Source organism: Brevibacillus sp. HB2.2, assembly GCF_013284275.1.
Classification (GTDB): domain Bacteria; phylum Bacillota; class Bacilli; order Brevibacillales; family Brevibacillaceae; genus Brevibacillus; species Brevibacillus brevis_D.
This window is the reverse complement of sequence record NZ_JABSUV010000003.1, coordinates 64,407-88,610: the sequence shown is the minus strand read 5'-3', so window position 1 is coordinate 88,610 and position 24,204 is coordinate 64,407. Positions and strand designations below refer to the sequence as shown.

The following is a 24,204-nucleotide window of genomic DNA, read 5'->3' as shown; positions in this document are numbered from 1 at the left end:
ATAGGTATACATTCCTGAATAATCTCCTATTTTCTTACTGGAATTAGGGTATTTGGCAGGTTTTGGTTTAGGTATTCAGAATCTGTAATACTGGAAAATTTTTCTGTAACATGGTATTCGATCCTAATCCAGAAAAGAGGAGATAAATAAATGGATAACGTAGGGTTGAGAAACAATCTGTTCAGTAAAGGGCTGTCGCTTTTATTCATGCTGGCAATGATGCTGGTGGCGGGCGCAGCTACTCTCGTGTTCGCTGAGAAAGCCTCGGCTCACGGGTACATCGAATCGCCAGCGAGTCGTTCTTACTTGTGTAAGACGGGGCAAAACAAAGGCTGCGGTCAAATCCAGTGGGAACCGCAAAGCGTAGAGGGTATTGGCGGGTTTCCGCAATCTGGTCCTGCCGATGGTGAATTTACCGGTGGAGGCCGCTATCCTGAGCTTTATGCACAAACAGCAGATCGCTGGACCAAGGTTACCTTGCAGGGTGGACAAAATGCGTTTACTTGGAATCTGACAGCCCCGCATAGTACAGCGGAGTGGAAATATTACATCACGAAAAAAGGCTGGAATCCTAACAAGCCGCTTGCCCGAGCGGATTTGGAACTGTTCTGCTCGTTCCAGGACGGAGGGAAAAGACCGCCATTCACGTTAACGCAAACGTGCAATGTACCGACAGATCGTAGCGGTTACCACATTATTTTGGCTGTTTGGGAAATTGCTGATACAGGCATGGCTTTTTACCAGGCCATCGATGTGAATCTGATTAATCCTGGAACAGGTATCGTAGAAAAGCCTACCGTTCCAGACAATGTGACTTCCGTATCACAAACAGCTACAAGCATTAACCTTAGCTGGACAAAATCCGTGGCATCTGAGGGAATCAAACAATACGATGTGTATCGCGATGGCAAATTCATCGCATCAACGAGAGAAACAGCTTACACGGACAAAGATTTGACGCCTGCTACGGCTTACAGCTATACCATTGTGGCAGTCGATGGCAAAGGGAAAGAGTCTAACGCGAGCAAAGCACTTACCGTTCGCACAAAAGCTGAAGATATCGTGGATACAGAAGCACCGACGGCACCAGCAGGAATCATGACTCACCATCCAACAGAGACAGAAATCGACCTCATGTGGAGTCCTTCTCGCGACAATGTGGGTGTGGTGAAATACGAGATTTACCGTGATGGCTCCCACGTAGGAACAGTTGAGAAACCTTCCTTTGTCGATAAAGGATTAACGGCGGGAACATCTTATACGTATACGATCAAGGCAGTTGATGCAGTGGGAAATATTTCCGAAGAGAGCGCACCTTTTGCTGCAAGCACAAAGGAGAAAAAGCCTGAAATACCAGGTGAAATCGCTGAGTGGGATTCCTCTGCTGTGTATGTACAGGGCAACCGCGTCTTGTATGAGGGACTGGAATACGCAGCAAAATGGTGGGTAACTGGTGAAAAGCCAGACCGTTCCGATGCGTGGAAGCTGGTAAGCGATGTCGTACTGTCGTGGGATTCCAGCAAAGCGTATGATGGTGGAGCGGAAGTGAACTACGAAGACAAGATTTATAAGGCAAAGTGGTGGACCAAGGGCGAAGAGCCAGGGAAAGCCGATGTATGGAAGCTGGCTGAATAATGTAGTAAAGCCCGGGTGAACTGCCTGGGCTTTTGTTCGTCTAAGTGCAGTCACTATTTTGCCGATTCCTACTTGTTTTGCTATACTTATAATTTGAACGATAAGCCCATCTTATAAGGTTAGAAGGAAATGAAAAATGAATGAAACCTATTCGCTAAAAGAAAAATGGCGACAGTTTTTGGCTGTTTTGCTTCCGATCTTGATCTCACAACTTGCGCTGTTTTCGATGACGTTCGCCGATACCATCATGTCTGGACACGCCAGTCCGACAGATTTGGCGGGGGTAGCGATTGGGGCTAGTCTATGGACACCTGTTCAAGCAGGCTTGACGGGGATTCTGATGGCTGTCATGCCGATGGTTGCACAGATGGTTGGTGCAAGGAAACAAGATCAGGTGTCTTACACGGTTATGCAAGCCTTGTATTTGAGTGTGGGGATTGCGGTTGGTGTCATCATCGTCGGTGGTTTGGTGCTCGATCCGATCCTGAACTGGATGCAATTGGAGTCACAGGTGCGTACGATTGCTCGCGGCTTCCTGCATGCCATCGCTCTTGGCATTATTCCGATGTTTCTTTATACGGTGCTCCGTTGCTTTATCGATGCATTAGGACAAACACGGGTAACGATGTTCATTACCCTGCTTTCGTTGCCGATTAATGTCTTGTTGAACTACGCTCTTATCTTTGGTAACTTCGGATTGCCTCGACTGGGTGGAATCGGTGCCGGGCTTGCATCTGGCATCACATACTGGTGTATTTTGCTGATTACTCTATTTGTCGTGAATCGCGTGCACCCATTCGTTGAGTTCGGTTTGTTCTCCAAATTTCATCGCATCTCGATGAAAGCATGGAAAGAGCTGCTGAAGCTAGGGCTTCCTATCGGATTTTCGATCTTCTGCGAGGTTAGCATTTTTGCGGCCGTCACTTTGTTCATGAGTGAATACAGCACGATAACGATTGCTGCGCATCAGGCAGCGATGAACTTCGCATCCTTCCTGTACATGGTGCCATTGAGCATATCCATGGCGTTGACGATTGTCGTCGGCTTTGAGGTGGGAGCCAAGAGGTTCCGGGACGCGAAGCAGTACAGTTATTTGGGTATAGGCATCGCTGTTGTTATCGCCCTTTTGTTCGGAATCAGCTTGCTGATGTTTAGCGAACAGGTGGCTGGTTTTTACACGACCGACATCGAGGTGTTGGAGCTTGCCCAGCATTTCTTAATGTACTCGATCCTCTTCCTGATCTCTGATGCCATCGCGGCCCCTATTCAAGGGGTACTGCGGGGGTACAAGGATGTGACCATTACCTTTATCGTTGCGCTGATATCTTATTGGGTGATTGGCTTGCCTTTGGGATACATTCTGGCGAAATTCACTTCGCTTGCCGCATTCGGATACTGGATTGGTCTGATTACGGGATTGGCTGCCGGAGCCATCTTCCTTTTTGGACGTCTGCTGTCGTTACAGAAACGCATGATTCGCAGCCATTCATAAGGAAACAGATAAGCGGAAAATCCCTGGAGTGGGGGTTTTCCGCTTTTTGCATGAAGAATGAAAGCCCCGTTTACACTAAGTGAAAGACCAGATATACTTCTTATCATAGGCGATGGAAGATAACCTGACATCAATGCAGAGGGGGGGAGAGACTCATGTCACTCTCGGTATTCACGACGTATGATTTTTTGCTAAAACTAGGAGTTGCATTATTTCTAGGCTTGATGATTGGTATGGATCGGCAGCTCAAGCACAAGCCACTGGGTGTAAAAACCAGCATGGTTATTTCGGTTGCGAGCTGTCTCATTACGATTGTCTCGATTGAATCCGTTCATCGGTTCTCCTTGCCCGGACACACGAATATGGACCCGCTGCGCTTGGCTGCTCAAATTGTGAGCGGTGTAGGTTTCCTTGGGGCTGGTGTTATTCTACGCCGGAGTAATGATGTCATTTCAGGTTTGACCACAGCATCGATGGTCTGGGCGGCTTCTGGACTTGGGATTGCAGTAGGTGCAGGATTTTATTTTGAGGCAGTAACTGCGACGATCCTCATTATTTTGGCAATTAATTTGTTCCCGGTCATCCTTCGCTTGGTTGGTCCAGAATCACTCAGACAAAGAGATTTGTCGATCAAGATTGTGGTCGAAGGCGGGGGCAATTTGGATTTGGTGTTCAAGCAGATTAAGCACCTCGAACTGCAAGTGAAGCGGGTGAAGGTCAAAGACTTGGACAATAGTCTGCAAAAGCTGGAAATGATGATTACAGCGTCGGAAAATACGTATACAACGGACATTTACAGCCTGTTGAAGGCTGTCGATCATGTCATTTCGGTAGAAGTAGAAAGCAGATAATATGGAATACTAGAAGACGGAGGCTAATGTAGCTTTCGTCTTTTTCATTTCATTATTCAAGTGGCTGTCGTGAAGGAAGAAGCGCATTTCCAGTCTACGCTTCGGCCTCCGCCCAGCAAGGGGTGAAGACTGTCCGCTTCGGAAAAAATGGCGGGAGCGCTTCAAACGTAGATGGTTCGAAGAAGGATTCCATGAGTGAAGCTGAAAACCCCCGCCATTTTTTCCTACGCTGAGTAGGGCTCCAGAGGCGCTTGGACTGGAAATGCGCTTCTTCTACGTAGCTTTTGTTTCCATTCTTGAGAGTGAACTCATGAAGTCTTCCTGAAATACTTACAAAACGTTGTAAAAGCTCCTACTACACATAAGCTGTACGAAAGCACTGTCACATGTCTGGAAGGAGACCGCCCGAACGAAGAGAGGATACAGGCGACTGGAAGACATGTGGCAGGGCTTCCCCCGACCCCAACCGTTTGAAGACAGCATTCTTTTTCATTTTTTCCGAAAAAGCACTTCATCCCTTGCTAACAAGAATGAAAATCATTATCATTTTAATGAAGAAGAATTGCCTTATCCTTTTTTACATAAGAAAACGCTTGATAACAAGGAGGATACGAGATGGAATTCAGAATTGAAAAGGATACGATTGGAGAAATCAAGGTTCCGGCGGATAAGCTGTGGGGCGCCCAAACACAACGCAGCTTCCAAAACTTCGAAATCGGCGAAGAAAAAATGCCACTTCCACTGATTCGCATGTTTGCCATCCTGAAAAAAAGCGCTGCGCTGGCGAATCAAAAGCTGGGCAAGCTCGACAATGAAAAGGCAGAAGCGATTGTGGCGGCAGCAGATGAAGTGATCCAAGGAAAATGGGATGGGCATTTCCCACTGGTTGTCTGGCAAACGGGCAGCGGCACGCAATCCAACATGAACGTCAATGAAGTCATTGCTCATCGCGCGAATCAATTGCTCGAAGCGAAAGGCAGCTCGGCACGCATCCACGCCAACGATGATGTGAATAAATCGCAGAGCTCCAATGATACATTCCCGACAGCGATGCACATGGCTGGACTGGTCGCTATTGAGGAGCAAGTACTGCCTGCACTCCAGCTGTTAAAGGCAACGCTGAAAGAAAAAAGCGAAGCCTATATGGAGATCATCAAAATCGGTCGCACGCATTTGCAGGACGCGACTCCGCTGACGCTGGGCCAAGAATTCAGTGGTTGGGTACGAATGCTGGAAAAATCCGAAAAGATGATTAAAGAGAGCAAGGAGTACCTTCGTGAGCTAGCGATTGGCGGCACGGCAGTAGGAACAGGAATCAATGCGCATCCGCGCTTCGGTGAAATGGTCGCGGCAGAAATCAGCACGGAAACCAAGCACCAATTCGTAACCGCTGAAAACAAGTTCCACGCGCTGACCAGCCATGACGAGCTCGTTCATGTACATGGTGCCCTCAAAGCACTGGCTGCGGATCTGATGAAAATCGCCAATGACGTGAGGTGGCTGGCGAGCGGCCCACGTTGCGGAATCGGTGAACTTATCATTCCAGCAAACGAGCCAGGCAGCTCCATCATGCCAGGCAAGGTGAATCCGACCCAAAGCGAAGCGATGACGATGGTCGTATGCCAAGTGATGGGAAACGATGCTGCGATTGGCTTTGCTGCAAGCCAGGGGAACTTCGAGCTAAATGTGTTTAAGCCAGTGATCATCTACAATTTCCTGCAATCCGCAAGATTGTTGGCAGACGTGATGAAGTCCTTCAACGACAATTGCGCTGTAGGTATCGAGCCTGATCTGACAGTGATCAAAGAAAATCTGAACAACTCACTGATGCTGGTGACGGCACTAAACCCGCATATCGGTTATGAAAATGCGGCAGCAGTTGCGAAGCTGGCACACAAAGAAGGCATCACACTCAAGGAAGCAGCGATCAAGAGCAATTTGCTAACCGAAGAGCAATTCGATCAAGTCGTGCGCCCTGAACAAATGATTCATCCTAAAGAATAAGATCTTCATAAATGAAACCGATGGTCCCGCGCTTGTGGCCATCGGTTATTATTTTGAGAACCATTACAGATGGGAACCACCACTGGCATCAATCAATTGTCCGGTTACCCAACGGCTGTCCGAAGAAGCGAGAAAGGCGGCAACATCTGCTACATCATCAGGCTCTCCCCATCTGTTGAAGGTGGAAAGTCCAGCGGCATACTTCTGTCCATCCGGATTATTTTGCAACGTACCAGCATTCATATCGGTGTTAATAATGCCAGGCAGGATCGCGTTTACTGTAATATGACGGCTCCCCAGCTGTTTAGCCAGAGCTAGCGTTAGTGTGTTAACAGCCCCCTTCGATATGCTGTAAGTGAACACACTTGGGGAAGCTGCACGAGTCACAAGGGATGAGAGATTGATGATACGGCCTTCCTCTCTTAGGCGGGGCAAAGCTTGTTGGATCATAAAAAACGGTGCTTTGACATTGATGTTCATGACCTCGTCAAACGATTCCTCGGTAGCCTCTTCCAACGTTAAGATTTGTCCGATCCCAGCATTATTGACGAGAATGTCAAAACGATGATCTCCTGTACGTTTCTGCAGTGCTTCGTCCAATGTCGAATAAAAATTACGAATGCCGTCAAGGGTACGCAAGTCTGTGCCGATTGCGAATGCCTGGCCTCCAGCGAGTTCAATCTCACGTACGACTGCTTCTGCTTCTTCCTGTCTTCTTCCATAGTGTACGGCGACCAATGCGCCATCCTGCGCCAGACGTAATGCGATGCTACGACCAATCCCACGGCTTGCTCCGGTTACCACTGCAATTTTCTCCTTCAAATTACCCATGGTTTCATCTCCCTTGATTGAAATTCAAGTTAGTTATAACACAAGGGGATGTTTGAAATATTGCTCTCTCATTCGGCGGTTGGTCTTACTTGCTTTACCTTTTCTTTAACAATTCTTGTTATAGTAAGGCTATCTATATCTACTACGCACGCGTTCGGAGGTGTTTGTCTGTGAGGATTTTGATTGTAGATGACGACAAAGAGATTGTAGAGCTGATGGCGATATATTTGAGCAACGAAGGGTATGAGATTGAAAAGGCTTTTGACGGTTTGGAAGCGCTGGAGAGGCTGGAGCAGAAGCCCATCGATCTCGTCATTCTGGATGTCATGATGCCCAATCTGGATGGGCTGGAAGTTACCAAGCGCATACGAAAAAACTCGACCATCCCCATCCTGATGGCGAGTGCTAAAACGAATGATATGGACAAAATCCTGGGCTTGATGACGGGTGCAGACGATTATGTGGCGAAGCCTTTTAATCCGCTGGAAGTGATTGCGCGGGTCAAGTCTCTCCTGCGACGGTCGAACTACACACAGGCGAGCAAACAGGATCATGTGATTGAGGCGGGGCCACTGATTATCGACAAGCAAAGCCACTTCGTTCAGACAAAAGAAGGCACCCCGATCAAGCTGACGGCATTGGAATTTTCTGTCCTGCATCTTCTGGCAAGTCATCCGAATCGGGTATTTAGCTCGGAAGAAATTTTTGACCGCTGCTGGAAAATGGAGAATTTCGTTTCCTACAAAACGGTAATGGTTCACATCAGCAACTTGAGGGAAAAACTGGAGAAGGCGACCAATGGCGAGAAGGTGATACAGACGGTCTGGGGGGTCGGCTATAAAATTGAAGCTTAGAGCCAAGGATTTTATTCGCATCCTTTTTGATTTGCTGCTTGGCCTCATGATCATCTACGCAGTTTTCCAAATGGTTGATTTTTTTGCTAACAACTATTTGTACACCATTCCGGAAATCAGAGAGTTCATTTGGAAGTTGCGGGTCAATTTCGATATCAACTCCTTTAAAATCCCAATTGTTTTGTTGGCAACCGGTATGTTTGCGGCGTGGTCGGTCGTTCGTATCCGCAAGTATCTGGAACAAAAGCAGATGGAGCAAATCATAAACGAGCTGCATTTCATTGCAAAAGGCAACTATCATCACCAGATTTCCATTCGTCCGAACGGCAGCTTGGGTCAAGTCGTCGATAGCATCCATGCTCTGGTCAAAAGCGCCTTGGATGCGATGGAAGAGGAGCGGAGGCTGGAACAATCGAAGGACGAGCTGATCACCAACGTTTCCCACGATCTGCGAACGCCGTTGACCTCCATCATTGGCTACCTTGGGCTGATTGAGCAGAACAAACACAAGGACGAGGAGAAGTTCAAGCACTACGCCCATATCGCCTATGAGAAGGCCAAACAGATGAACGTGCTCGTCAATGATCTATTTGAGTACACGAAGGTCCGCAATCGCGGGGCGTATTTGAAGCGAACGCAGTTTGACTTGGTAGAACTGGTTGAGCAAGTATCGGTCGGCTTTCGACTCGTGGCGAATGAGGCAGGGCTGCGCTTAATCGTAGATACGCCCGATCAAAAAATCGAAATGGCAGGAGATACTGACAAGCTCGTTCGCGTTCTGGAAAACCTCATTTCCAACGCCGTGAAATACGGGCAAGATGGTACGGAAATTATCATACGTGTCTTCTGTCAAAGAGAAGGTGTCGCGATTTCTGTTGCCAATAACGGAGCGCCGATCCCGGCTGAATATGTGCCGAGCTTGTTTGAACGCTTTTTTCGGGTGGAGGGCTCCCGTTCGAAAGAGACAGGAGGCTCGGGTCTTGGTCTCGCTATCGCCAAAAGCATCATCGATCTGCACCAAGGCAGCATTTCTGCCGAAAGCACAAGCGAATGGACGACCTTTACCGTTTGGCTACCACGTACAATCTCAAGCATTTGAGAAAGCTTTACTTTTTCTTTACCTTTCGTTTCTGTAAATTTTAATCGAAAAGTCTATCCTGACTACATGAAGGTTACAAGAAGCGGCTCAAAAAACTGATGAAGAGAGGGTTTGACAATGGATAACGTGCAAAAAGTGGAGACACCGACAGAACTGCTTGTAATTGCAGGTTATGCAGTGTTTGCCCTTTACTTGTTTCTCGTCGTGAAGGTACTGCTGCTTAAATTCGGCAGTTTGGATAGCAGCTTGCTATTGGATCAGTGTAAAATCATTTGGAAAGATCCCTCTGTGATTGTGGAGCGCTTACGATACCGGAGCAATTTGGTGCCCTTTCACGAAATCGAGAACTATATCAAATTGATACGAAATAACCAAAGCTGGCACAGTGCAGTGAACTTCGTAGGCAACGTAATCGCCTTCATGCCATTTGGCTTCCTGCTGTCACTCTTGTTCCCGAAAAAAGCCGGCTCCCTGTTCAGGGTCATCCAGCTATCCCTAATGCTAAGCCTCGGCGTGGAACTGACACAACTCGTAATGAACGTAGGAACGTTCGATGTCGATGACCTGCTATTAAATACAGCGGGCGGTATAATTGGATATGTGTTCTACTTGTTCATCTGGATTCTACAGAAAAAACGGTTCATTTTGTCCGTCTCTTCCTAGGCTACTTATTAGGCACCCCTGTGGTGCTTTTTTCTTTATTATTAAAAAAGGTGTGGGTGAGCAAAGAAAGCTGGCGAGAAAAAAAGCACAGGGCTCGCAGACCTTGACAACGCCTACCCAGTCGGAACTTCAAAAAGGGGACCACGCTTGTCGAACACTTCTCCCTTGAGAAACGTCCGCCCGTAGGGTGGCTTTGGTCGACGGTCCCCTTTTTGAAATGTAGACGGCCAGTGAATCCCCTCTTGCGGGCGTGTCAGAGTCGAAGAGAACTGTGCTTTTTCTTCTCCTCCACCATGTTGACTCAAACAAAGCAGTCCCCCCTTGTTTTGTCCCAATACCTATGTTTACACTAGTAAGAAACCCATTGAAAATCCGTCGAAAGAGAAGGTGATTCTCTTTGTTAAATAAAGCGCAAGAAATTTTACGAAAGTACTTTGGCTACGAATCATTCCGAGAAGGCCAGAAGAAAATCATCACGAGCCTGTTAGCCGGACATGACACAGTAGGCATCATGCCAACCGGCGGCGGGAAATCCATCTGCTATCAAGTCCCAGCGATGCTTCAGGACGGCGTAACCATCGTGATCTCCCCGCTCATCTCACTGATGAAGGATCAGGTCGACGTACTGGTCAGCATGGGCATTCCCGCCACCCAAATTAACAGCTCACTAGATTATAGCGAGGTTCGCGACCGACTCCGTATGGCGGCCCGAGGAGAGTACAAGCTGCTGTATATCGCTCCAGAGCGTTTGGAATCCGAAGCGTTCCAAAACCTGATTCAAGATGTTCCGATCTCGTTTGTGGCAGTGGACGAAGCGCATTGCGTCTCGCAGTGGGGGCACGATTTCCGTCCGAGCTATTTGGCAATTGCCCGTTTTCTTCAATCCTTGCCACAGCGTCCGCTCGTCGCAGCCTTGACCGCCACAGCGACACCGGAGGTAACCGAGGACATCAAGCGACAGCTAGAATTACAGGACGAACGCCTTTTTATCACAGGGTTTGGCAGAGACAATCTCATCTTGTCTGTACGCAAGGGAGAGAACCGTCGAGAATTCATCCACGCGTACTTGCGGGCGAATAAGCAGCAGGCGGGGATTATTTATGCGGCAACGAGAAAAGACGTGGACGCTTTGCATGCAGATTTGGACAAGCGTGGCTTTGCTGTGACCAAATACCATGCAGGACTGACGGAAGAGGAGCGTGCGGCCAACCAGGAAGCATTTCTGTACGATGATGTCCGGACGATGGTCGCGACCAATGCATTTGGTATGGGCATCGACAAGTCCAATGTGCGTTACGTCATTCATTACAACATGCCGAAAAACCTGGAGGCGTATTACCAGGAAGCAGGCCGTGCAGGACGCGATGGGGAGCCAAGTGAGTGTATCCTACTGTTTCAGCCCCAGGATATCCAGACGCAAACGTTTTTTATCGAGCAAAATCAACTGCTGGACGAACGCAAGGAGCTGGAGTACAAAAAGCTGTACGCGATGATCGACTATTGCCGGACGCCGCGCTGTTTGCAGCAAAACATCGTGCAATATTTCGGCGAAGTAGATGCTGTCGCGTGCGGACGCTGTGCGAACTGCACCGATGAGACCGAGCTGTCCGATATTACACTCGAAGCGCAGAAGATTTTCTCCTGCGTCAAACGTATGAGAGAGCGCTTCGGTGCCGCACTCGTCGCGCAGGTACTGAAAGGCTCCAAAAACAAGAAGGTCACCCAGTTTTCCTTCGATGAGTTGCCGACGTATGGTTTGATGAAGGAGTACAAGGAAAAAGAGATCGCAGACTTGATTCAGCTCCTCATTGCCGAAGGGTATTTGCAAGTAACGGAGAGCCAATATCCAATCGTAAAGCTGGGGGAGCGGGCATTGCCTGTTCTGCGGGGCGAAGAGCGCGTTGTGCAAAAAATCTCGATACGTCCTGTGCAGCTGACAGAGGATGACGAGCTGTTCGAGCACCTGCGCGCGTTGCGCAAAGAAATCTCGACGCGGCAAAAAGTACCGCCGTATGTGATTTTCCCAGACAGTACCTTGAAGGAAATGAGCAGTGTTTGCCCGACTGACAAACAGGCCATGCTCCAGATCAAAGGAGTAGGCGAGGCGAAATTTGAGAAGTACGGAGAACTCTTTCTGGAGTGTTTGCAGAACTATGCAGCGATCAAGTCGTGACATGTACGTCACGGCTTTTTTTGCTATTTTTCCTTTCACATGCCTGCTATAGTTAGATAGCACCCAGAATTTTCTTACAAAATAGAACAGGAGGACAATTAGAGTAACACCATCGAGGGGCTTTGACAGATTAAGAGAGACAGAGGGGAAAACATGAAAAAACTAGCGAAGGGTTTATTAAGTGTAGCACTTACATCCATGGTGCTAGGCAGTGCGATGATGGGGATCGCCGCACCAGTAAAGGCCGCAGCAACACCTACCAAAATTACGCTGCTGGGTACATCTGACATTCATGGACGATTCATGCCGTGGGATTATGCTTTGGATGGCCCGAATCCAAATGGCAGCATGACGCAGTTGTTCACGATGATTAAAGAGATTCGCAAAGAAAATCCGAACACCGTCTTGCTGGACGCAGGCGATTCGATCCAAGACAACTCGGCAGAGCTTTTCAACGACCAACCGCAGTCTCCTATCATGGTCGCGATGAACGAAATGAACTATGACGCGTGGGCCTTTGGCAATCATGAATTTAATTTTGGACTCGATGTATTGGATAAGGTCAGTAGCCAATACAAAGGCTCTGTTTTGGCAGGCAACATTTACAAGGAAAATGGCGAGCGTTTCTTGCCTGCGTACACGATCATTGAGCGTGGCGGTATAAAAATCGGCGTCATTGGGATGAACACACCGATGATTACCGATTTCGAAAAAGGAACCGACCATCTGGATGGCCTCGTGATCAAAAACCCGGTAGAAGAAACCAAGAAAGCCGTAAAAGAGCTGGAAGGCAAAGTAGACGTCATGATCGGCCTCATGCACATGGGCATTGAGAATGAAAACGGTATTCCGGGTACGGGCGTTGCAGATATCGCGAACGCCGTTCCAGAACTGACTGCGATTTTTGCCGGGCACATGCACAAGCTCGTGAAAAAAGAAGAGATCAACGGCGTTCTGATTACAGAGCCGGACAAATACGGTACACATCTCTCTCGCATTGACCTGACTTTTGAGAAGAAAGACGGCAAGCTCGTGCTGACTGACAAGGAAGCGACTGCGGTCCCTGTAAAAGGCGCAGATGGCACACCAGCGGTATCTGATCCAGCGCTGGAGACCAAGCTCCAGCCTTTTCATGAGTTCGCGCGTGCAGATGCCAACATCGTCGTAGCAGAGCTCAAAGGCATGAACCTGGTAGAGAAAAACGAGATCGAGGGTATCCCGACGGTCCAAATTCAGGAGACGCCACTGTCTGACTTTTTCCATGAAGTGATGCTCTACTACAGTAAAGCAGACATGGTTGCTCACCAGATCGACAACGACAAAGCCAAGCTGGATGTCGGTCCGATCAAGAAAAAGGATATCGCCTACAACTACCAATACGCGGGTGGCGAGATTACCGTATACAAAGTAACCGGAAAAGACTTGAAGGACTATATGGAATGGGCTGTGGGCTACTTCAATTCCACGCGCCCTGGCGACGTGACAGTCAGCTTTGATCCAAAACGCCGCGCTTCCAAATACAGCACCAACGATTTCTTCGGTGGCGTGAAATACGAAATCGACCTGACCAAGCCATACGGTAGCCGCATCACGAACCTGCGCAAGCTCGATGAGACACCGATCAAGGCTACAGATACCTTGAAGCTCGGAATGAACGCATACCGGATGGAAGCTTTGCAGGCAAAAGGTGGCGCGTTGGAAGGACGCAAGTTCGAACAGCTGTGGTCTTCCAAAGACAATACTGCGTTTGGTGAAACAGGTGGAACGATCCGCAACCGTGCGATTGCGTACCTGAAAGAAGTGAAAAAGGGCGTTTACGAGCCAAAAGTACAAAACAATTGGAAGATTACAGGTGTGGACACCACAGCACCTGTACGCAAGGACATAGTAGAGCTGATCAATGCAGGCATTTTGAGCGTTCCGAAAACGGCAGATGGCAAATACACCAATATCGCTTCCATCAACATCAAGGACGCGGTAACCAAAGAAGAAATCACCGAGCTGTCTGCAAAAGTAAAAATCAATGCAGCGAAGTTTTCGACCCTCAAAACAAAAGGTGAATTTTATCATCAACTGAACGAAGCGAGAAAGGCTGCGGAAAAATCGGGTACACCGACAACTAACACCCAGCAAAAGAAATAACATAGATAGACGCCAGAAAGCCGTGACACTAGTGGTCACGGCTTTTTCTTTTTCTATCACGCCAATCTGTCAACGCACGATACGTCTGCGATACTTCACCAAGTACAACAGGAACCCGAGCAGCAGTAGCCCTTGACCAACAATCGCACCGGAGATAGAAATGCCGATATAGGTGATCAGGTAGTAAATGCCGGAGCCTACTGCCATCAGCAGATTCTCGATGAAGTTTTGAATCGCAATCGTTTTTCCTGAACCGACCATCCGTTTGCCTTCGTCCTGCAAGACCGTATTCATCGGGATAATGAACACGCCGCCCATGAACCCGACGAGAAGCAATAAACTGATGGCAACAAAGGTCAGATTCGTCCAAGGAAATAGCACGATGATGAGAAACATTCCGAATCCGTATGTCAGCGATCGAGTGAAATGAGTCAAAGGAATGAGCTTCGGAGCGAGAAAAGCCCCCACGATAATTCCAATGGATGTCGTTGCGAGAATCAGCGATACAGAGAAGCTCTCCGGGTTAATTCCTAGCGCGAGAGGAATCCAGGCCAAAACGGCCACGCGCAGGACAGCTGAGGACATCCAGAATGCTCCGGTTCCAATCAGGGCAAAGCTCGTTTCCGGACGATTCATCAAGTGCTGGAAGTCGATGAAAAAGCGTCGGGCTTCTGCTCCATAGCGAATGGATGCATTCCCTCTCATGCGCGGAATGAAGAAAGTCATACCGAGCGACAGCAGATAGATCAGCAGACAAATTCCTGACGAGATAAGCGGTGCCGTCATGTTCGCGATGGCTCCACCACCACCGATTCCTGTCAAAATCGCAAAGATCGTATAGGCTTCGATGCGTGCATTCGCATGAAACAGTTCATCTTCATTTCGAGTCAGCTCCGGCAAAATTCCGTACTTGGCTGGAGAATACACGACCGCTCCGACTCCTACTGTGAAGTAACACAACATCAGCATGATGATACTCGACTGGTCAATGAAAAACAGCAAGACGACACCAAGCGCTTTAATCAGGTTGCCGATCACCAGCACGATTGACTTGGCATGCTTGTCGGCAAAAGGCCCAACTAATGGAGCGAGAAAAATGTAAGGGAGAAAGAATGAAATCGATACGAGTGCAAGCATCGCGGGAGAAAAACCGTTCTCCCGCAGCAGATTCGCGATGACAAACAAAATCATGTTGTCGGCAAAGGCCGATAGAAACTGAGTGAAGTACAGGGCTTGTAGTGGTTTTAATCGTATATTCACATCATTTTCCTCCCGTTTCGACCAGTTGTTTCAGGCTGACGTAATCCGTTTTTCCGCTACCGAGAAGTGGTAGAGCCTTGATGACTTGCATCGTACCTGGGATGAGAAGTGGCGAGTATTGTTTTTCCGTCAAATACGCGCGTAATTGGCTCAGCTGAACCGATTCATCTGTGGTAAATAGCAGGACACGCTCACCTTTTCGCGGATCATTCACTGTGATTGCAGCAAAACCGGAGTGTCCGAAGCATTGCATAGCCAGTTCTTCAACCAGATTGAGCGAAACCATCTCGCCGCCGATTTTGGCGAAGCGCTTCAAGCGGGATTGAATGCTGAGAAAGCCGTCCTTGTCAGCGGTAACCAAATCACCTGTGTGGTACCATTCCTCAGCGGGAACAAAGCCCTTTCCGTGAATCATATAACCCTTCATGACGTTTGGACCCTTCACCAAAAGCTCTCCGCCAGCATCGATTCCTTCTACTGGTTCCAGCTTGGCGGACATCCCTGGCATCAAACGCCCGACGGTTCCTGGTTTGTTAGCCAGCGGGGTGTTGAGCGACAGGATCGGAGCTGTTTCCGTTGCCCCATAGCCTTCAAAAATCCGCACACCGAACTTTTCCATCCACAGCTTGCGCACATCGTCCTTTAGCTTTTCTGCACCTGCAAATACGTAGCGCAAGGTGTAGAAGTTGTAAGGATGGGCCATACGTCCGTAACCAGCCATAAAGGTCGAGGTTCCGAAGAGGATCGTTGCGTTTTGATCGTAAACCAATTCCGAAATCGCCTTGTAATGCAACGGACTTGGATACAGATAAACCGGGATACCCTTCACGACCGGTAAAAGTGTTCCCGCAGTAAGACCGAAGCTGTGGAACATAGGCAGGGCATTGAAAAACTTGTCGCGACTCGTAATATCAATCACACTAGTCACTTGTTGAATATTCGCGTACAGATTCGTATGCGTCAGAATGACACCCTTTGGCTTACTCTCACTGCCGGAGGTGAAGAGGATCAGCTCGTTACTTGTCGCTGAAGCTTTTTTCTTCCGCAAATAAGAGAAGAGTGCAGACACTTTGTCAAAAGCAGTCGCGGATGCTTTTAAATCCTCGAGATAAATGATTTTCATGCTCGGTGAAAGACCTGCGATGATGTGCTCGAGCTTTCCTTTTTCAATAAATACACGCGATGTCAGGATCGTATCGATATGGGCAGTCTCACAGCAATCCATCAAGGAGCGAATACCAAGCGAAAAGTTCAGGATGGCTGGAGTGGCTCCGATGCGGAACAACGATAGCAACGTTACGAGATGACCCACTGAATTGGGAAGGAATACACCGACAACCGGCTTTCCCAGGAGCATTGGCTGCAATTTGTTGCCGAGTAGGTAGCTGCCGATTAACAAGGTCTTGTAGTCGATCGCGGACGTCAGGTCCTTGGCGATTTCCATTTTTGCACCATTCAGGCGAGCTGCTTCGAGAACTTCATCAAACAGATTCACGTTTTGCTTCATTCGGCTCTCGAACAAGCCTTCTTGAAGAGTACGCAGAATACGATCATTGGCCGTGGCTTTTTGTTCGCGCATCGACAATTTTGGATCGCGCTCGATCGTGAACGGAGTGCCTACTGTCATGGTCACATCAGGGAACCAGGAGAGCTTCAGCTTTCCTTTCAAATACGAGAAGATCGAACGTTCCAGACCACTAATAATGATTGGGTAAACCGTTACACCAGTTCGCAGAGCGAGATAGCCAACACCACTGTAGATTTTCATAATGCCGCCCGTCGTCGTGATCCGGCCTTCTGGAAAAATCACCAGCGTCTGTCCGTTGCGAATAACGCGGAGCATGTGGCGGATGGAGTACGGGTTCAGCGGATCGATCGCGATATGCTTGCGGAAGCGGAGGAAAAACGCAAACCGCTTGGCGATCTCCGTGTTGACGACAAAGGTCGCTTCTTTTGGCAAGCAAAAGGATAGGAGTACCGCATCTAACAAGGAAACGTGATTGGGAGTGATAAGAGATGGCTTCGACAAGTCGATTTTGGAGAGCCCAAGCACACGAGGACGAAACCACAGCATCAGAATCGATTTTAAGAAAGAATAAATAAGGGCCATGTGGACCACACCTTTACAAGGGATAAGTGAGTTGCTCTATAGCTTTTAGAGGTTGATCAAAAAGCCGACTTTTGATCATGAAGTAGTTTAGAAAGCTTATTCGGCATCGAAACTGGCGTTCACCTTCGAAGTCCGGTGCTCATGTAGGTCCCCTACATTCCGCTCCTCCTTCTTCAGCTTCTCGCCATTTTCTCGATGCTGAAAAGTCGACTTTTTGATCTCGCACTTTTAATTGTAAAGAGTGGAGCATGTAAAAAAAGTACCAACATTCATTGGTACCTGGTAATAAGACCTAGAATAGCTTTTTCTGGCTGGCTTTTGCGGCCGCTTCCTTGCTTGTTTTGACGCCCATTTTTTTGAGGATTCGGTTGATGTGGTTTTTGATCGTACGCTTCGTGATGTGGAGAGATTGTTCAATCTGCGTTTGCGTATGACCTTGGTGGATTAGCTGTAGGATGTCCCGTTCTGCGGGAGATAAGAGCTTTTGATTTTCATCGTTTTTCAAACGCAAAAATTCGTTGCGCAGTGCCGCAGCTGCCGTAGGGTGAATGGAAGATTGGCTGTTGTGAGCGGCACGGATAGCGTCGGGAATTTCCTTGAAGTTCGATTTGCTGATGTAATTGACGGCACCCGCTGAGAATGATTCCACGATCACTGCCTCGTCTGTCAGAGAGGTGAGCATGATGATTTTGCTGTCAGCCTGGAGGGCCATGAATTCGATTGCCGTCTCGATCCCGTCCAGATTGTTCTCGGTCAAGTTAATGTCCATTAAGACGACATCCGCTTTGGCAGGCAAAAAGCGCTCGATTGCTTCTGCCTTGAACCCGGCTTCCCCTACTACAGTGAGATCCGGCTCTTTGTTCAGGAAGTCAATGAGACCTTTGCGCCAGACGGGATCATCCTCTACTAAAAATACCCTGATTGGATTCATGATTGTGAGCGTCCTTTCGCTATTCAGAGTCGTTTATGATGACGCGCTTTTTCGGGAAGAACAGGAAAACGGTGGTTCCTTTGCCTTGCTCACTGTAGATTTCCAGTTGGCCTTGATGCTTTTGCATGACATTGTAGCAGTAGGAGAGCCCAAGCCCAAAGTTTTGCCCTGTCCGTTTTGTCGAGAAAAAAGGATCGAGCACATGAGGCAGGTTCTCTTTTGTGATGCCTGTGCCTGTGTCTGCGACCGTGATAATGAGATGCTTGTGAGACATAAATAGCTGAAGATGGAGCTTGCCACCCGACTTCATGGCTTCCAGCGCATTCATGCACAAGTTGGTGATGACTTCGCGCAGTTGTACGCCATCCCCATACAAGCGAAGTGTTTCGTCCACTTCACTAACGACTTCTACCTGTTGTTTCAGGATATAGGGCGTTAAATTTTGTGTGACTTGCCCGATGATTTGGCCGGGGTCACATGGTTCTTCGCGCAGCTCGACGTCCCGCAGCTGGTTTTGAATCCGATTCATCATGTCCAGCATATGCTGCGAGGATTGCATCAGCACAAGCGCGTCTTCTTTTAGCGACGGCTGGTTGGTTTCATCCGCATATGTCTCGATACGGTCGGCATACAGCGATATTTTGCCTGCTTCATTTTTGATCGTATGGTTAATGATTTGTGCACCGGAAGTCAAGGCGCGCAAGGTACTGTCCAGACGTTTTTTCTCCACGCGGAGACGGACGCCAAGGAAGCCGTATTTCAGACTGATGGCAACGATCAGGATAAACTGGATCGTGACCACGAGCATGTTGTAGCGCCAAGCCTCGTAATCGTTCTGGATACGCATGATATAGATGAAAATAAAGACGAAAAACAACGGGATGATGATGAGTACGTTCGTGAAAAAACTGTTCTTTTTCACAAGTGGATCTTTTTCTCGCATGTACTGCACGACAAGCAGCGTACAGGAGAATAGAAAAAACGGAATCACCCATGCCACCATAATCCAGTAGTTAAAAAGCAGCTCGGGATAAACGGGTGTAATCCAAAGCATCCCAAGCGGCAGGATGAGCGCAGCATATTGTATCGTCAGCTTTACTCTGCGAGACAAAAATTCAGCTGAGTGTACGGCAAACATGAGAAACGTGTAAGGCAAACCCACCTGGCAAATAAAGGAGGAGATGCGGCTCGCCATTATCAGGGTGTTCGTGGTCCCGGGCTGTGCGGCCAGATATTCTGCAAAATAGGGCATGATCGTCTCGTCAATCACGCCTGAGATAAAGCCCCCAGCCCCAACAAAGGCAGTCGCACAAGCCCAGCGGATCGACGTTCGTTTCGGGTCTGTGAACAGCACAAACAGACCTAACGCCCATATGGTAAACAAGATAAAAACCATCATGGATTTGCTATCTCCTGTCAATCATTATTTCTCTATTATATCGTACACCAGGGAAAGGAGACGGAAAAATAAATCATCGGGACAAAAACGGGGGAAGGGGAAAAAGCAGCAAGCAGGTTTTTCCAAATATTCGTGGAAATGAAAAGGATTGGTTGTGCATTTCGTGACTTTCTATCTATTCAACGGCGGGTGATAGAGTGAAACGATTAGATTTAATATTCCAGACGTTAGTAGACGCTGGTCCTGATAAAAAAGTAAGCGCTTCAGATTTGGCTGAGAGGCTTGGTTTGAGTCGAGCGAATGTGAGCAGTGATTTGAACCGTTTGTGGAAGGAAGGCCGAATCGAGAAGGAAGAAGGCCGTCCGACGCTGTTTTTTGCCAAGCAAGGAAACGATTCGCTCTATTTGGCGGAGACGTCGCTGGACAGGCTGGCGAAAACCAACAAGAGCCTGATCACGCGTATTGAGCAGGCAAAGGCGGCCGTTTTGTATCCGCCGAGAGGGATGCATTGCTTGATTTTGGGAGAAACAGGTGTAGGGAAGTCGTGGTTCGCCGGGATGATTCACGAGTTTGCCGTTGATATTGGACGCCTGGAAAAGCATGCTCCTTTCGTGATTTTTAACTGTGCCGATTATGCCAACAACCCGCAGCTCTTAATCAGTCAATTGTTCGGAGTCAAAAAAGGGGCGTACACCGGAGCGGAGATGGATCGCAAAGGACTTGTGGAGAAGGCGGATGGTGGCATTCTCTTTCTCGATGAAGTGCATCGACTGCCGGCGGAAGGACAGGAAATCTTTTTTACCTTTATGGATAAAGGCATATTCCGCCGCGTAGGGGAAACAGAGATGGAGCGGACGGCTCAGGTACAGATTGTCATGGCCACGACAGAAAATCCGGAGTCGAGTCTCTTAAAAACGTTCATGAGGCGAATTCCCATGGTCATCAAGCTGCCATCTTTAGTGGAGCGTGGCTTGGAAGAGCGCTTTCGTATTACGATGGAGATTTTTCAAGAAGAGGCTTTTCGGTTGGGGAGAGAGATTCAGATATCGGCCAATGCTGTGCAGGCATTCTTGTGCTATCACTGCCCGAATAACATTGGACAGTTAAAAACGGATATTCAGCTCACCTGCGCCAGCGCCTATGCCGAATTCATTTCGTTAAAAAAGAATCAGCTGCACGTATCGGTTCAGGATTTGCCGCATCATGTCAAGCAAGGGCTGCTTTTGGTGAAGGATTACAAGCAGGAGCTAGATGAAATCATTGGGACGGAGCACAACTGCTTTATCGTGCAGCCATCCAAAGAGGGCATCTGGATCGGACGAGAAACAGGGGATACGACGGACAGTGTCTATGAAAAAATCGAGCAAAAAATATACGAGCTACAAAACCTCGGTGTGAGTGAAAAAGAATTGGAGTTTGACATCGAGAATTACTTTACAACCTTTATCAAAGGCGTCCATCAACGCGTGAATAAGGGCGACATGGCCCGAATTATTGACCCGTTCATCATTCATCTCGTGGAAGAGATCGTTCGCTTTGCAGAGGCCAAGCTGGAGAAGATTTTGAGCCAGAAGGTGATCTTTGGTCTCGCGCTGCATATTCAGACGTCGAAGGAGCGCCTTGCACAAGGCAAGCAAATCGTGAATCCGCAAATCAACCACGTCCGAATCAAATACAAGAAAGAGTTTGCTGTGGCGCTAGAATGCGTGCGCATGATAGAAGAAGCGATACTCATGGATCTGCCGATTGGTGAGGCTGGATATTTGACCATGTTTTTCGTGCTCGACGATGTCAGCATGGAGGAAGAACGGGAAACAATCGGGGTGCTCGTTATTACGCACGGCAGCGGTGGTGCGACAGCGATGGTCGATGTGACGAACCGATTGCTGGTCACACAATATGCGAGAGCCATCGATCTGCCGCTTGAAGAAGACTCCATGAGTGTTTTGGAAAAAGCACTGAAAGTAGCCAGAGAGATCGGCAAGGCTGGACTGCTGTTGCTCGTAGATATGGGGTCGCTGCTCGGCTTTGGCGAGATTATTGAGCGGGAGATCGGCATTCCGGTCAAGGTCATTCCGATGGTCAGCACGCCGCATGTAATTGAAGCCACTCGAAAAGCCATGCTCGGTCATTCACTCGAGGATGTTTACCGTGATGTTTTGGGCATTTCGCTCTACCAGCGGGAGGAGCAGCCGAAGGAGCAGGTGCAAAAGCATATTCCGGCACTGACGATCGTCGCTGCCTGCCTGTCTGGGGAAGGCAGTGCCTTGTTTTTGAAAAAGCTGCTGGAATCGAGGCTTAGGTACGATGATAGCCTGCTGGAATTTGTGCCGCTGCAACTGATCGATAAGGCTCAAGCCCGCAGTCAGCTTCGAAAAATCAAGGAGGAGAGAAAAATTCTCTTCGTTGTGAGCAATTACATTCTCGACCGCGAGTTGCGCCACCATAGCATGGACGATGTTTTGAATGGAGAGGCGATGTCTGATATCCAGCAAGTGATCGATCTGGAAGAGGCCTACTTGAAGATGCAAGAGTCGCTAGGAGAGCATCTACAAATGGTAGACGGACAAGATATTCTCGCAGACGTGAGGATGTGTGTCGGCCGTATGGAGGAGCGACTGAACAATTATTTGGTTTTTGACACGCGAATTGGGGCCTACTTGCACATCTGCTGCCTGGTTGATCGCTTGAAAGCAGGGACGCAATCCGTGGCGTATATTCAAAAAGACAGTTTTTTGCTGGAGAACCGCAAGCTGTACAGCTTAATCCGACATGAATTATTGCCCCTGGAAGATAAGTATGAGGTAGTAATCAGCGAAGACGATGTTTGTTTTATCATGAATTTCTTCATACACAACAAAGCACTGGCGTAACCAGTGTTTTGTTTTTTGACTTTTCCCTATTCAAAATCAAACACTACAGCGCTTACATAAAAACACTAGTGAGAGTGACGGGCGATGAGGTAGCGAAATATGCCTGACTATGCGGTTATTTTGGTAAGCGCATACATTTTTGGTGTTTTGGCACGAAACTTGCTCTTTCAGTAAGGCATCACTCGTTGAGAGGAGGGGGTACAATGAATATTTTATTGTGTTGTGCAGCGGGTATGTCGACAAGCTTGTTGGTTCAAAAAATGGAGGAGGCTGCCAGAGAAAAAGGGTTGGACGCTAAAATATGGGCAGTTTCCGCAGATGAGGTAAAAAATCATATTGACCAAGCTGCGGTGCTCTTGCTGGGACCACAAGTTCGTTACAAGCTGACAGAGATGAAAAAAGAAGGGGCATCCAGAGGAATTCCTGTAGATGTAATCAGCACGGTCGATTACGGTACATTGAACGGGAAAAACGTGCTTGAGTTTGCGCTTCGTCTAAAACAGTAGGAGGGGGATGCGTGTGGGCGGATTTGTTTCATTTATGGAAAACCGCATGATGCCGGTAGCGGGAAAAATTGCGGAGCAAAAGCATCTGCAGGCTATTCGTGACGGAATTATCCTTACATTGCCTTTGTTGATCATTGGTTCAATGTTCCTCATCATTGGCTTCATACCTATACCTGGTTATGACGAATTCATGATTGGGATTTTCGGTGAAAAATGGCGGACCAAGCTGCTGTATCCCGTAGGTGCTACGTTTGACGTCATGGCCTTGATCGTCAGCTTCGGTGTCGCCTACCGACTGGCGGAGAAATACAAGGTCGACCCGCTATCGGCAGGAGCCATTTCTGTCGCATCCTTCTTGCTCGCTACTCCATATAAAATCATGTTCACCCCGGAAGGAGCGAGTGCAGCTCAAGAGGTGGGCGGAGTCATTCCTCTCACACTGATGGGCAGTCAGGGATTATTTGTCGCGATGCTATTGGGTATATTGTCGACAGAGATTTATCGCAAAATCATTCAAAAGAAAATTGTCATTACCATGCCAGACGGAGTGCCTCCCGCAGTTTCCCGTTCCTTTGTGGCATTGATCCCAGCTGGTGCGGTGCTTTTGGTGGTTTGGTTATTGCGTATCCTCCTTGAAAACACGTCCTTCGAAAGTATTCACAATATTGTGAAGGATTTGCTCGTCGGACCACTCAGCGCTGTTGGCAGCAGCTTGATTGGGGCCATTTTATGCGTGCTGCTTATTCACATTCTCTGGGCCATTGGCTTGCACGGTGCGGCGATTGTCGGTGGCATTATGAGTCCCATTTGGCTGACGCTGATGGACCAGAACCGAGCCGCATTCCAGACTAATCCAAACGGTGAATTGCCAAACGTCGTCACTACGCAATTTTTTGACATGTGGATATTCGCTGGGGGATCGGGTGCTACGTTAGCCCTCGTCGTCTTAATGGTATTTCGGGCACGCAGTAAACAGATGAAAAACATTGGCCGTCTTTCGCTTGGACCTGGTTTGTTTAACATCAATGAACCTGTCACGTTCGGTATGCCAATTGTCATGAATCCACTTTTGATCATCCCATTTGTTCTGGCGCCTGTCGTATTGGTCATTATCAGCTATTTGGCCATGTCATTCGGTTGGGTGGCAAAACCAAGCGGGGTAGCAGTTCCGTGGACGACACCATTGTTGATCAGTGGATATTTGGCTACTGGTGGGAAGGTATCGGGTATGGTTCTCCAAGCGGTGAACTTCGTGATAGCGCTCGCGATCTACTATCCGTTCTTCCGTCTGTGGGATAAACAAAAGGTAAGCGAAGAAAAAGCCAGCACTGCTTCCGATAGTAATGCTGTGTCTATGTAAACGCAAGAGGAGAGGCTATCT

The 24,204-nt window shown here is 48.3% G+C and carries 18 protein-coding genes; 12 read left to right on the top strand and 6 right to left on the bottom strand.

Going from position 1 to position 24,204, the window contains the following annotated elements; all coding sequences use genetic code 11:
• The first annotated feature begins 150 nt into the window (after positions 1–150).
• From HP401_RS02990 to fumC, 4 genes are all read left to right on the top strand, one after another.
• Complete coding sequence (locus HP401_RS02990; RefSeq protein WP_173604010.1) at positions 151–1,635, top strand: lytic polysaccharide monooxygenase; 1,485 nt, start codon at positions 151–153, stop codon at positions 1,633–1,635.
• Between the two features lie 136 nt (positions 1,636–1,771).
• The gene (locus HP401_RS02985) at positions 1,772–3,127 is read left to right on the top strand and encodes an MATE family efflux transporter (protein ID WP_173604009.1); all 1,356 of its coding nucleotides are present in this window, start codon (positions 1,772–1,774) and stop codon (positions 3,125–3,127) included.
• A gap of 155 nt (positions 3,128–3,282) precedes the next feature.
• Positions 3,283–3,978: an MgtC/SapB family protein gene (locus HP401_RS02980; RefSeq protein WP_015893844.1), complete on the top strand. Its 696-nt coding sequence runs from the start codon at positions 3,283–3,285 to the stop codon at positions 3,976–3,978.
• 615 nt (positions 3,979–4,593) lie between these two features.
• Positions 4,594–5,982 (top strand): class II fumarate hydratase, encoded by a 1,389-nt coding sequence (gene fumC / locus HP401_RS02975; protein WP_173604008.1) that lies wholly within the window; start codon positions 4,594–4,596, stop codon positions 5,980–5,982.
• Between the two features lie 63 nt (positions 5,983–6,045).
• Here the strand turns inward: fumC and HP401_RS02970 are convergent, their stop codons facing one another.
• Positions 6,046–6,813 (bottom strand): SDR family oxidoreductase, encoded by a 768-nt coding sequence (locus tag HP401_RS02970; protein ID WP_173604007.1) that lies wholly within the window; start codon positions 6,811–6,813, stop codon positions 6,046–6,048.
• Between the two features lie 164 nt (positions 6,814–6,977).
• Here HP401_RS02970 and HP401_RS02965 point away from each other — a divergent pair, with 164 nt between their 5' ends.
• The 3 genes from HP401_RS02965 (at position 6,978) to HP401_RS02955 (ending at position 9,429) form a co-directional block, all read left to right on the top strand.
• Positions 6,978–7,667: a response regulator transcription factor gene (locus HP401_RS02965; protein WP_217365922.1), complete on the top strand. Its 690-nt coding sequence runs from the start codon at positions 6,978–6,980 to the stop codon at positions 7,665–7,667.
• Entirely contained in the window at positions 7,657–8,766 is a 1,110-nt protein-coding gene (locus HP401_RS02960; protein WP_173604005.1) for a sensor histidine kinase, read from the top strand. The genes HP401_RS02965 and HP401_RS02960 overlap by 11 nt, the downstream gene beginning before the upstream one ends.
• 117 nt (positions 8,767–8,883) lie before the next feature.
• Positions 8,884–9,429: a VanZ family protein gene (locus HP401_RS02955; protein WP_173604004.1), complete on the top strand. Its 546-nt coding sequence runs from the start codon at positions 8,884–8,886 to the stop codon at positions 9,427–9,429.
• Between the two features lie 113 nt (positions 9,430–9,542).
• On the opposite strand, the gene HP401_RS02950 is transcribed toward HP401_RS02955, so the two are convergent.
• Complete coding sequence (locus HP401_RS02950) at positions 9,543–9,734, bottom strand: hypothetical protein (protein WP_173604003.1); 192 nt, start codon at positions 9,732–9,734, stop codon at positions 9,543–9,545.
• A 92-nt stretch (positions 9,735–9,826) separates the two neighbouring features.
• Between HP401_RS02950 and recQ the strand changes: the two genes are divergently transcribed.
• Positions 9,827–11,602, top strand: coding sequence for a DNA helicase RecQ (gene recQ, locus HP401_RS02945; protein WP_173604002.1), 1,776 nt, complete (start codon positions 9,827–9,829; stop codon positions 11,600–11,602).
• 216 nt (positions 11,603–11,818) lie between these two features.
• Positions 11,819–13,744, top strand: coding sequence for a bifunctional metallophosphatase/5'-nucleotidase (locus HP401_RS02940; RefSeq protein ID WP_375140425.1), 1,926 nt, complete (start codon positions 11,819–11,821; stop codon positions 13,742–13,744).
• 69 nt (positions 13,745–13,813) lie between these two features.
• Here the strand turns inward: HP401_RS02940 and lplT are convergent, their stop codons facing one another.
• From lplT to HP401_RS02920, 4 genes are all read right to left on the bottom strand, one after another.
• Positions 13,814–15,004: a lysophospholipid transporter LplT gene (lplT, locus tag HP401_RS02935; protein ID WP_015893834.1), complete on the bottom strand. Its 1,191-nt coding sequence runs from the start codon at positions 15,002–15,004 to the stop codon at positions 13,814–13,816.
• Position 15,005: 1 nt separating this feature from the next.
• Entirely contained in the window at positions 15,006–17,114 is a 2,109-nt protein-coding gene (locus HP401_RS02930) for an AMP-binding protein (protein ID WP_173604000.1), read from the bottom strand.
• Positions 17,115–17,406: 292 nt separating this feature from the next.
• The gene (locus HP401_RS02925) at positions 17,407–18,045 is read right to left on the bottom strand and encodes a response regulator (protein WP_173603999.1); all 639 of its coding nucleotides are present in this window, start codon (positions 18,043–18,045) and stop codon (positions 17,407–17,409) included.
• A 19-nt stretch (positions 18,046–18,064) separates the two neighbouring features.
• Positions 18,065–19,444, bottom strand: a complete 1,380-nt coding sequence (locus HP401_RS02920) for a sensor histidine kinase (protein WP_173603998.1) — start codon at positions 19,442–19,444, stop codon at positions 18,065–18,067.
• 197 nt (positions 19,445–19,641) lie between these two features.
• Here HP401_RS02920 and HP401_RS02915 point away from each other — a divergent pair, with 197 nt between their 5' ends.
• The 3 genes from HP401_RS02915 to celB all read left to right on the top strand — a co-directional run bounded on the left by HP401_RS02915 (position 19,642) and on the right by celB (position 24,183).
• Entirely contained in the window at positions 19,642–22,317 is a 2,676-nt protein-coding gene (locus HP401_RS02915) for a sigma-54-dependent transcriptional regulator (protein WP_173603997.1), read from the top strand.
• Positions 22,318–22,520: 203 nt separating this feature from the next.
• Entirely contained in the window at positions 22,521–22,823 is a 303-nt protein-coding gene (locus tag HP401_RS02910) for a PTS sugar transporter subunit IIB (RefSeq protein ID WP_015893830.1), read from the top strand.
• Positions 22,824–22,830: 7 nt separating this feature from the next.
• Positions 22,831–24,183, top strand: coding sequence for a PTS cellobiose transporter subunit IIC (gene celB, locus HP401_RS02905; protein WP_173603996.1), 1,353 nt, complete (start codon positions 22,831–22,833; stop codon positions 24,181–24,183).
• Positions 24,184–24,204: the final 21 nt, after the last annotated feature.

What these genes read in the sequence shown, in the direction of transcription:
- HP401_RS02970 (WP_173604007.1), bottom strand. Translation starts at nt 6,813, where the DNA reads ATGGGTAATTTGAAGGAGAAAATTGCAGTGGTAACCGGAGCAAGCCGT.
- HP401_RS02985 (WP_173604009.1), top strand. Translation starts at nt 1,772, where the DNA reads ATGAATGAAACCTATTCGCTAAAAGAAAAATGGCGACAGTTTTTGGCT.
- HP401_RS02910 (WP_015893830.1), top strand. Translation starts at nt 22,521, where the DNA reads ATGAATATTTTATTGTGTTGTGCAGCGGGTATGTCGACAAGCTTGTTG.
- HP401_RS02920 (WP_173603998.1), bottom strand. Translation starts at nt 19,444, where the DNA reads ATGATGGTTTTTATCTTGTTTACCATATGGGCGTTAGGTCTGTTTGTG.
- HP401_RS02930 (WP_173604000.1), bottom strand. Translation starts at nt 17,114, where the DNA reads ATGGCCCTTATTTATTCTTTCTTAAAATCGATTCTGATGCTGTGGTTT.
- HP401_RS02940 (WP_375140425.1), top strand. Translation starts at nt 11,819, where the DNA reads ATGATGGGGATCGCCGCACCAGTAAAGGCCGCAGCAACACCTACCAAA.
- HP401_RS02990 (WP_173604010.1), top strand. Translation starts at nt 151, where the DNA reads ATGGATAACGTAGGGTTGAGAAACAATCTGTTCAGTAAAGGGCTGTCG.
- celB (WP_173603996.1), top strand. Translation starts at nt 22,831, where the DNA reads ATGCGTGTGGGCGGATTTGTTTCATTTATGGAAAACCGCATGATGCCG.
- HP401_RS02955 (WP_173604004.1), top strand. Translation starts at nt 8,884, where the DNA reads ATGGATAACGTGCAAAAAGTGGAGACACCGACAGAACTGCTTGTAATT.
- fumC (WP_173604008.1), top strand. Translation starts at nt 4,594, where the DNA reads ATGGAATTCAGAATTGAAAAGGATACGATTGGAGAAATCAAGGTTCCG.
- HP401_RS02925 (WP_173603999.1), bottom strand. Translation starts at nt 18,045, where the DNA reads ATGAATCCAATCAGGGTATTTTTAGTAGAGGATGATCCCGTCTGGCGC.
- HP401_RS02980 (WP_015893844.1), top strand. Translation starts at nt 3,283, where the DNA reads ATGTCACTCTCGGTATTCACGACGTATGATTTTTTGCTAAAACTAGGA.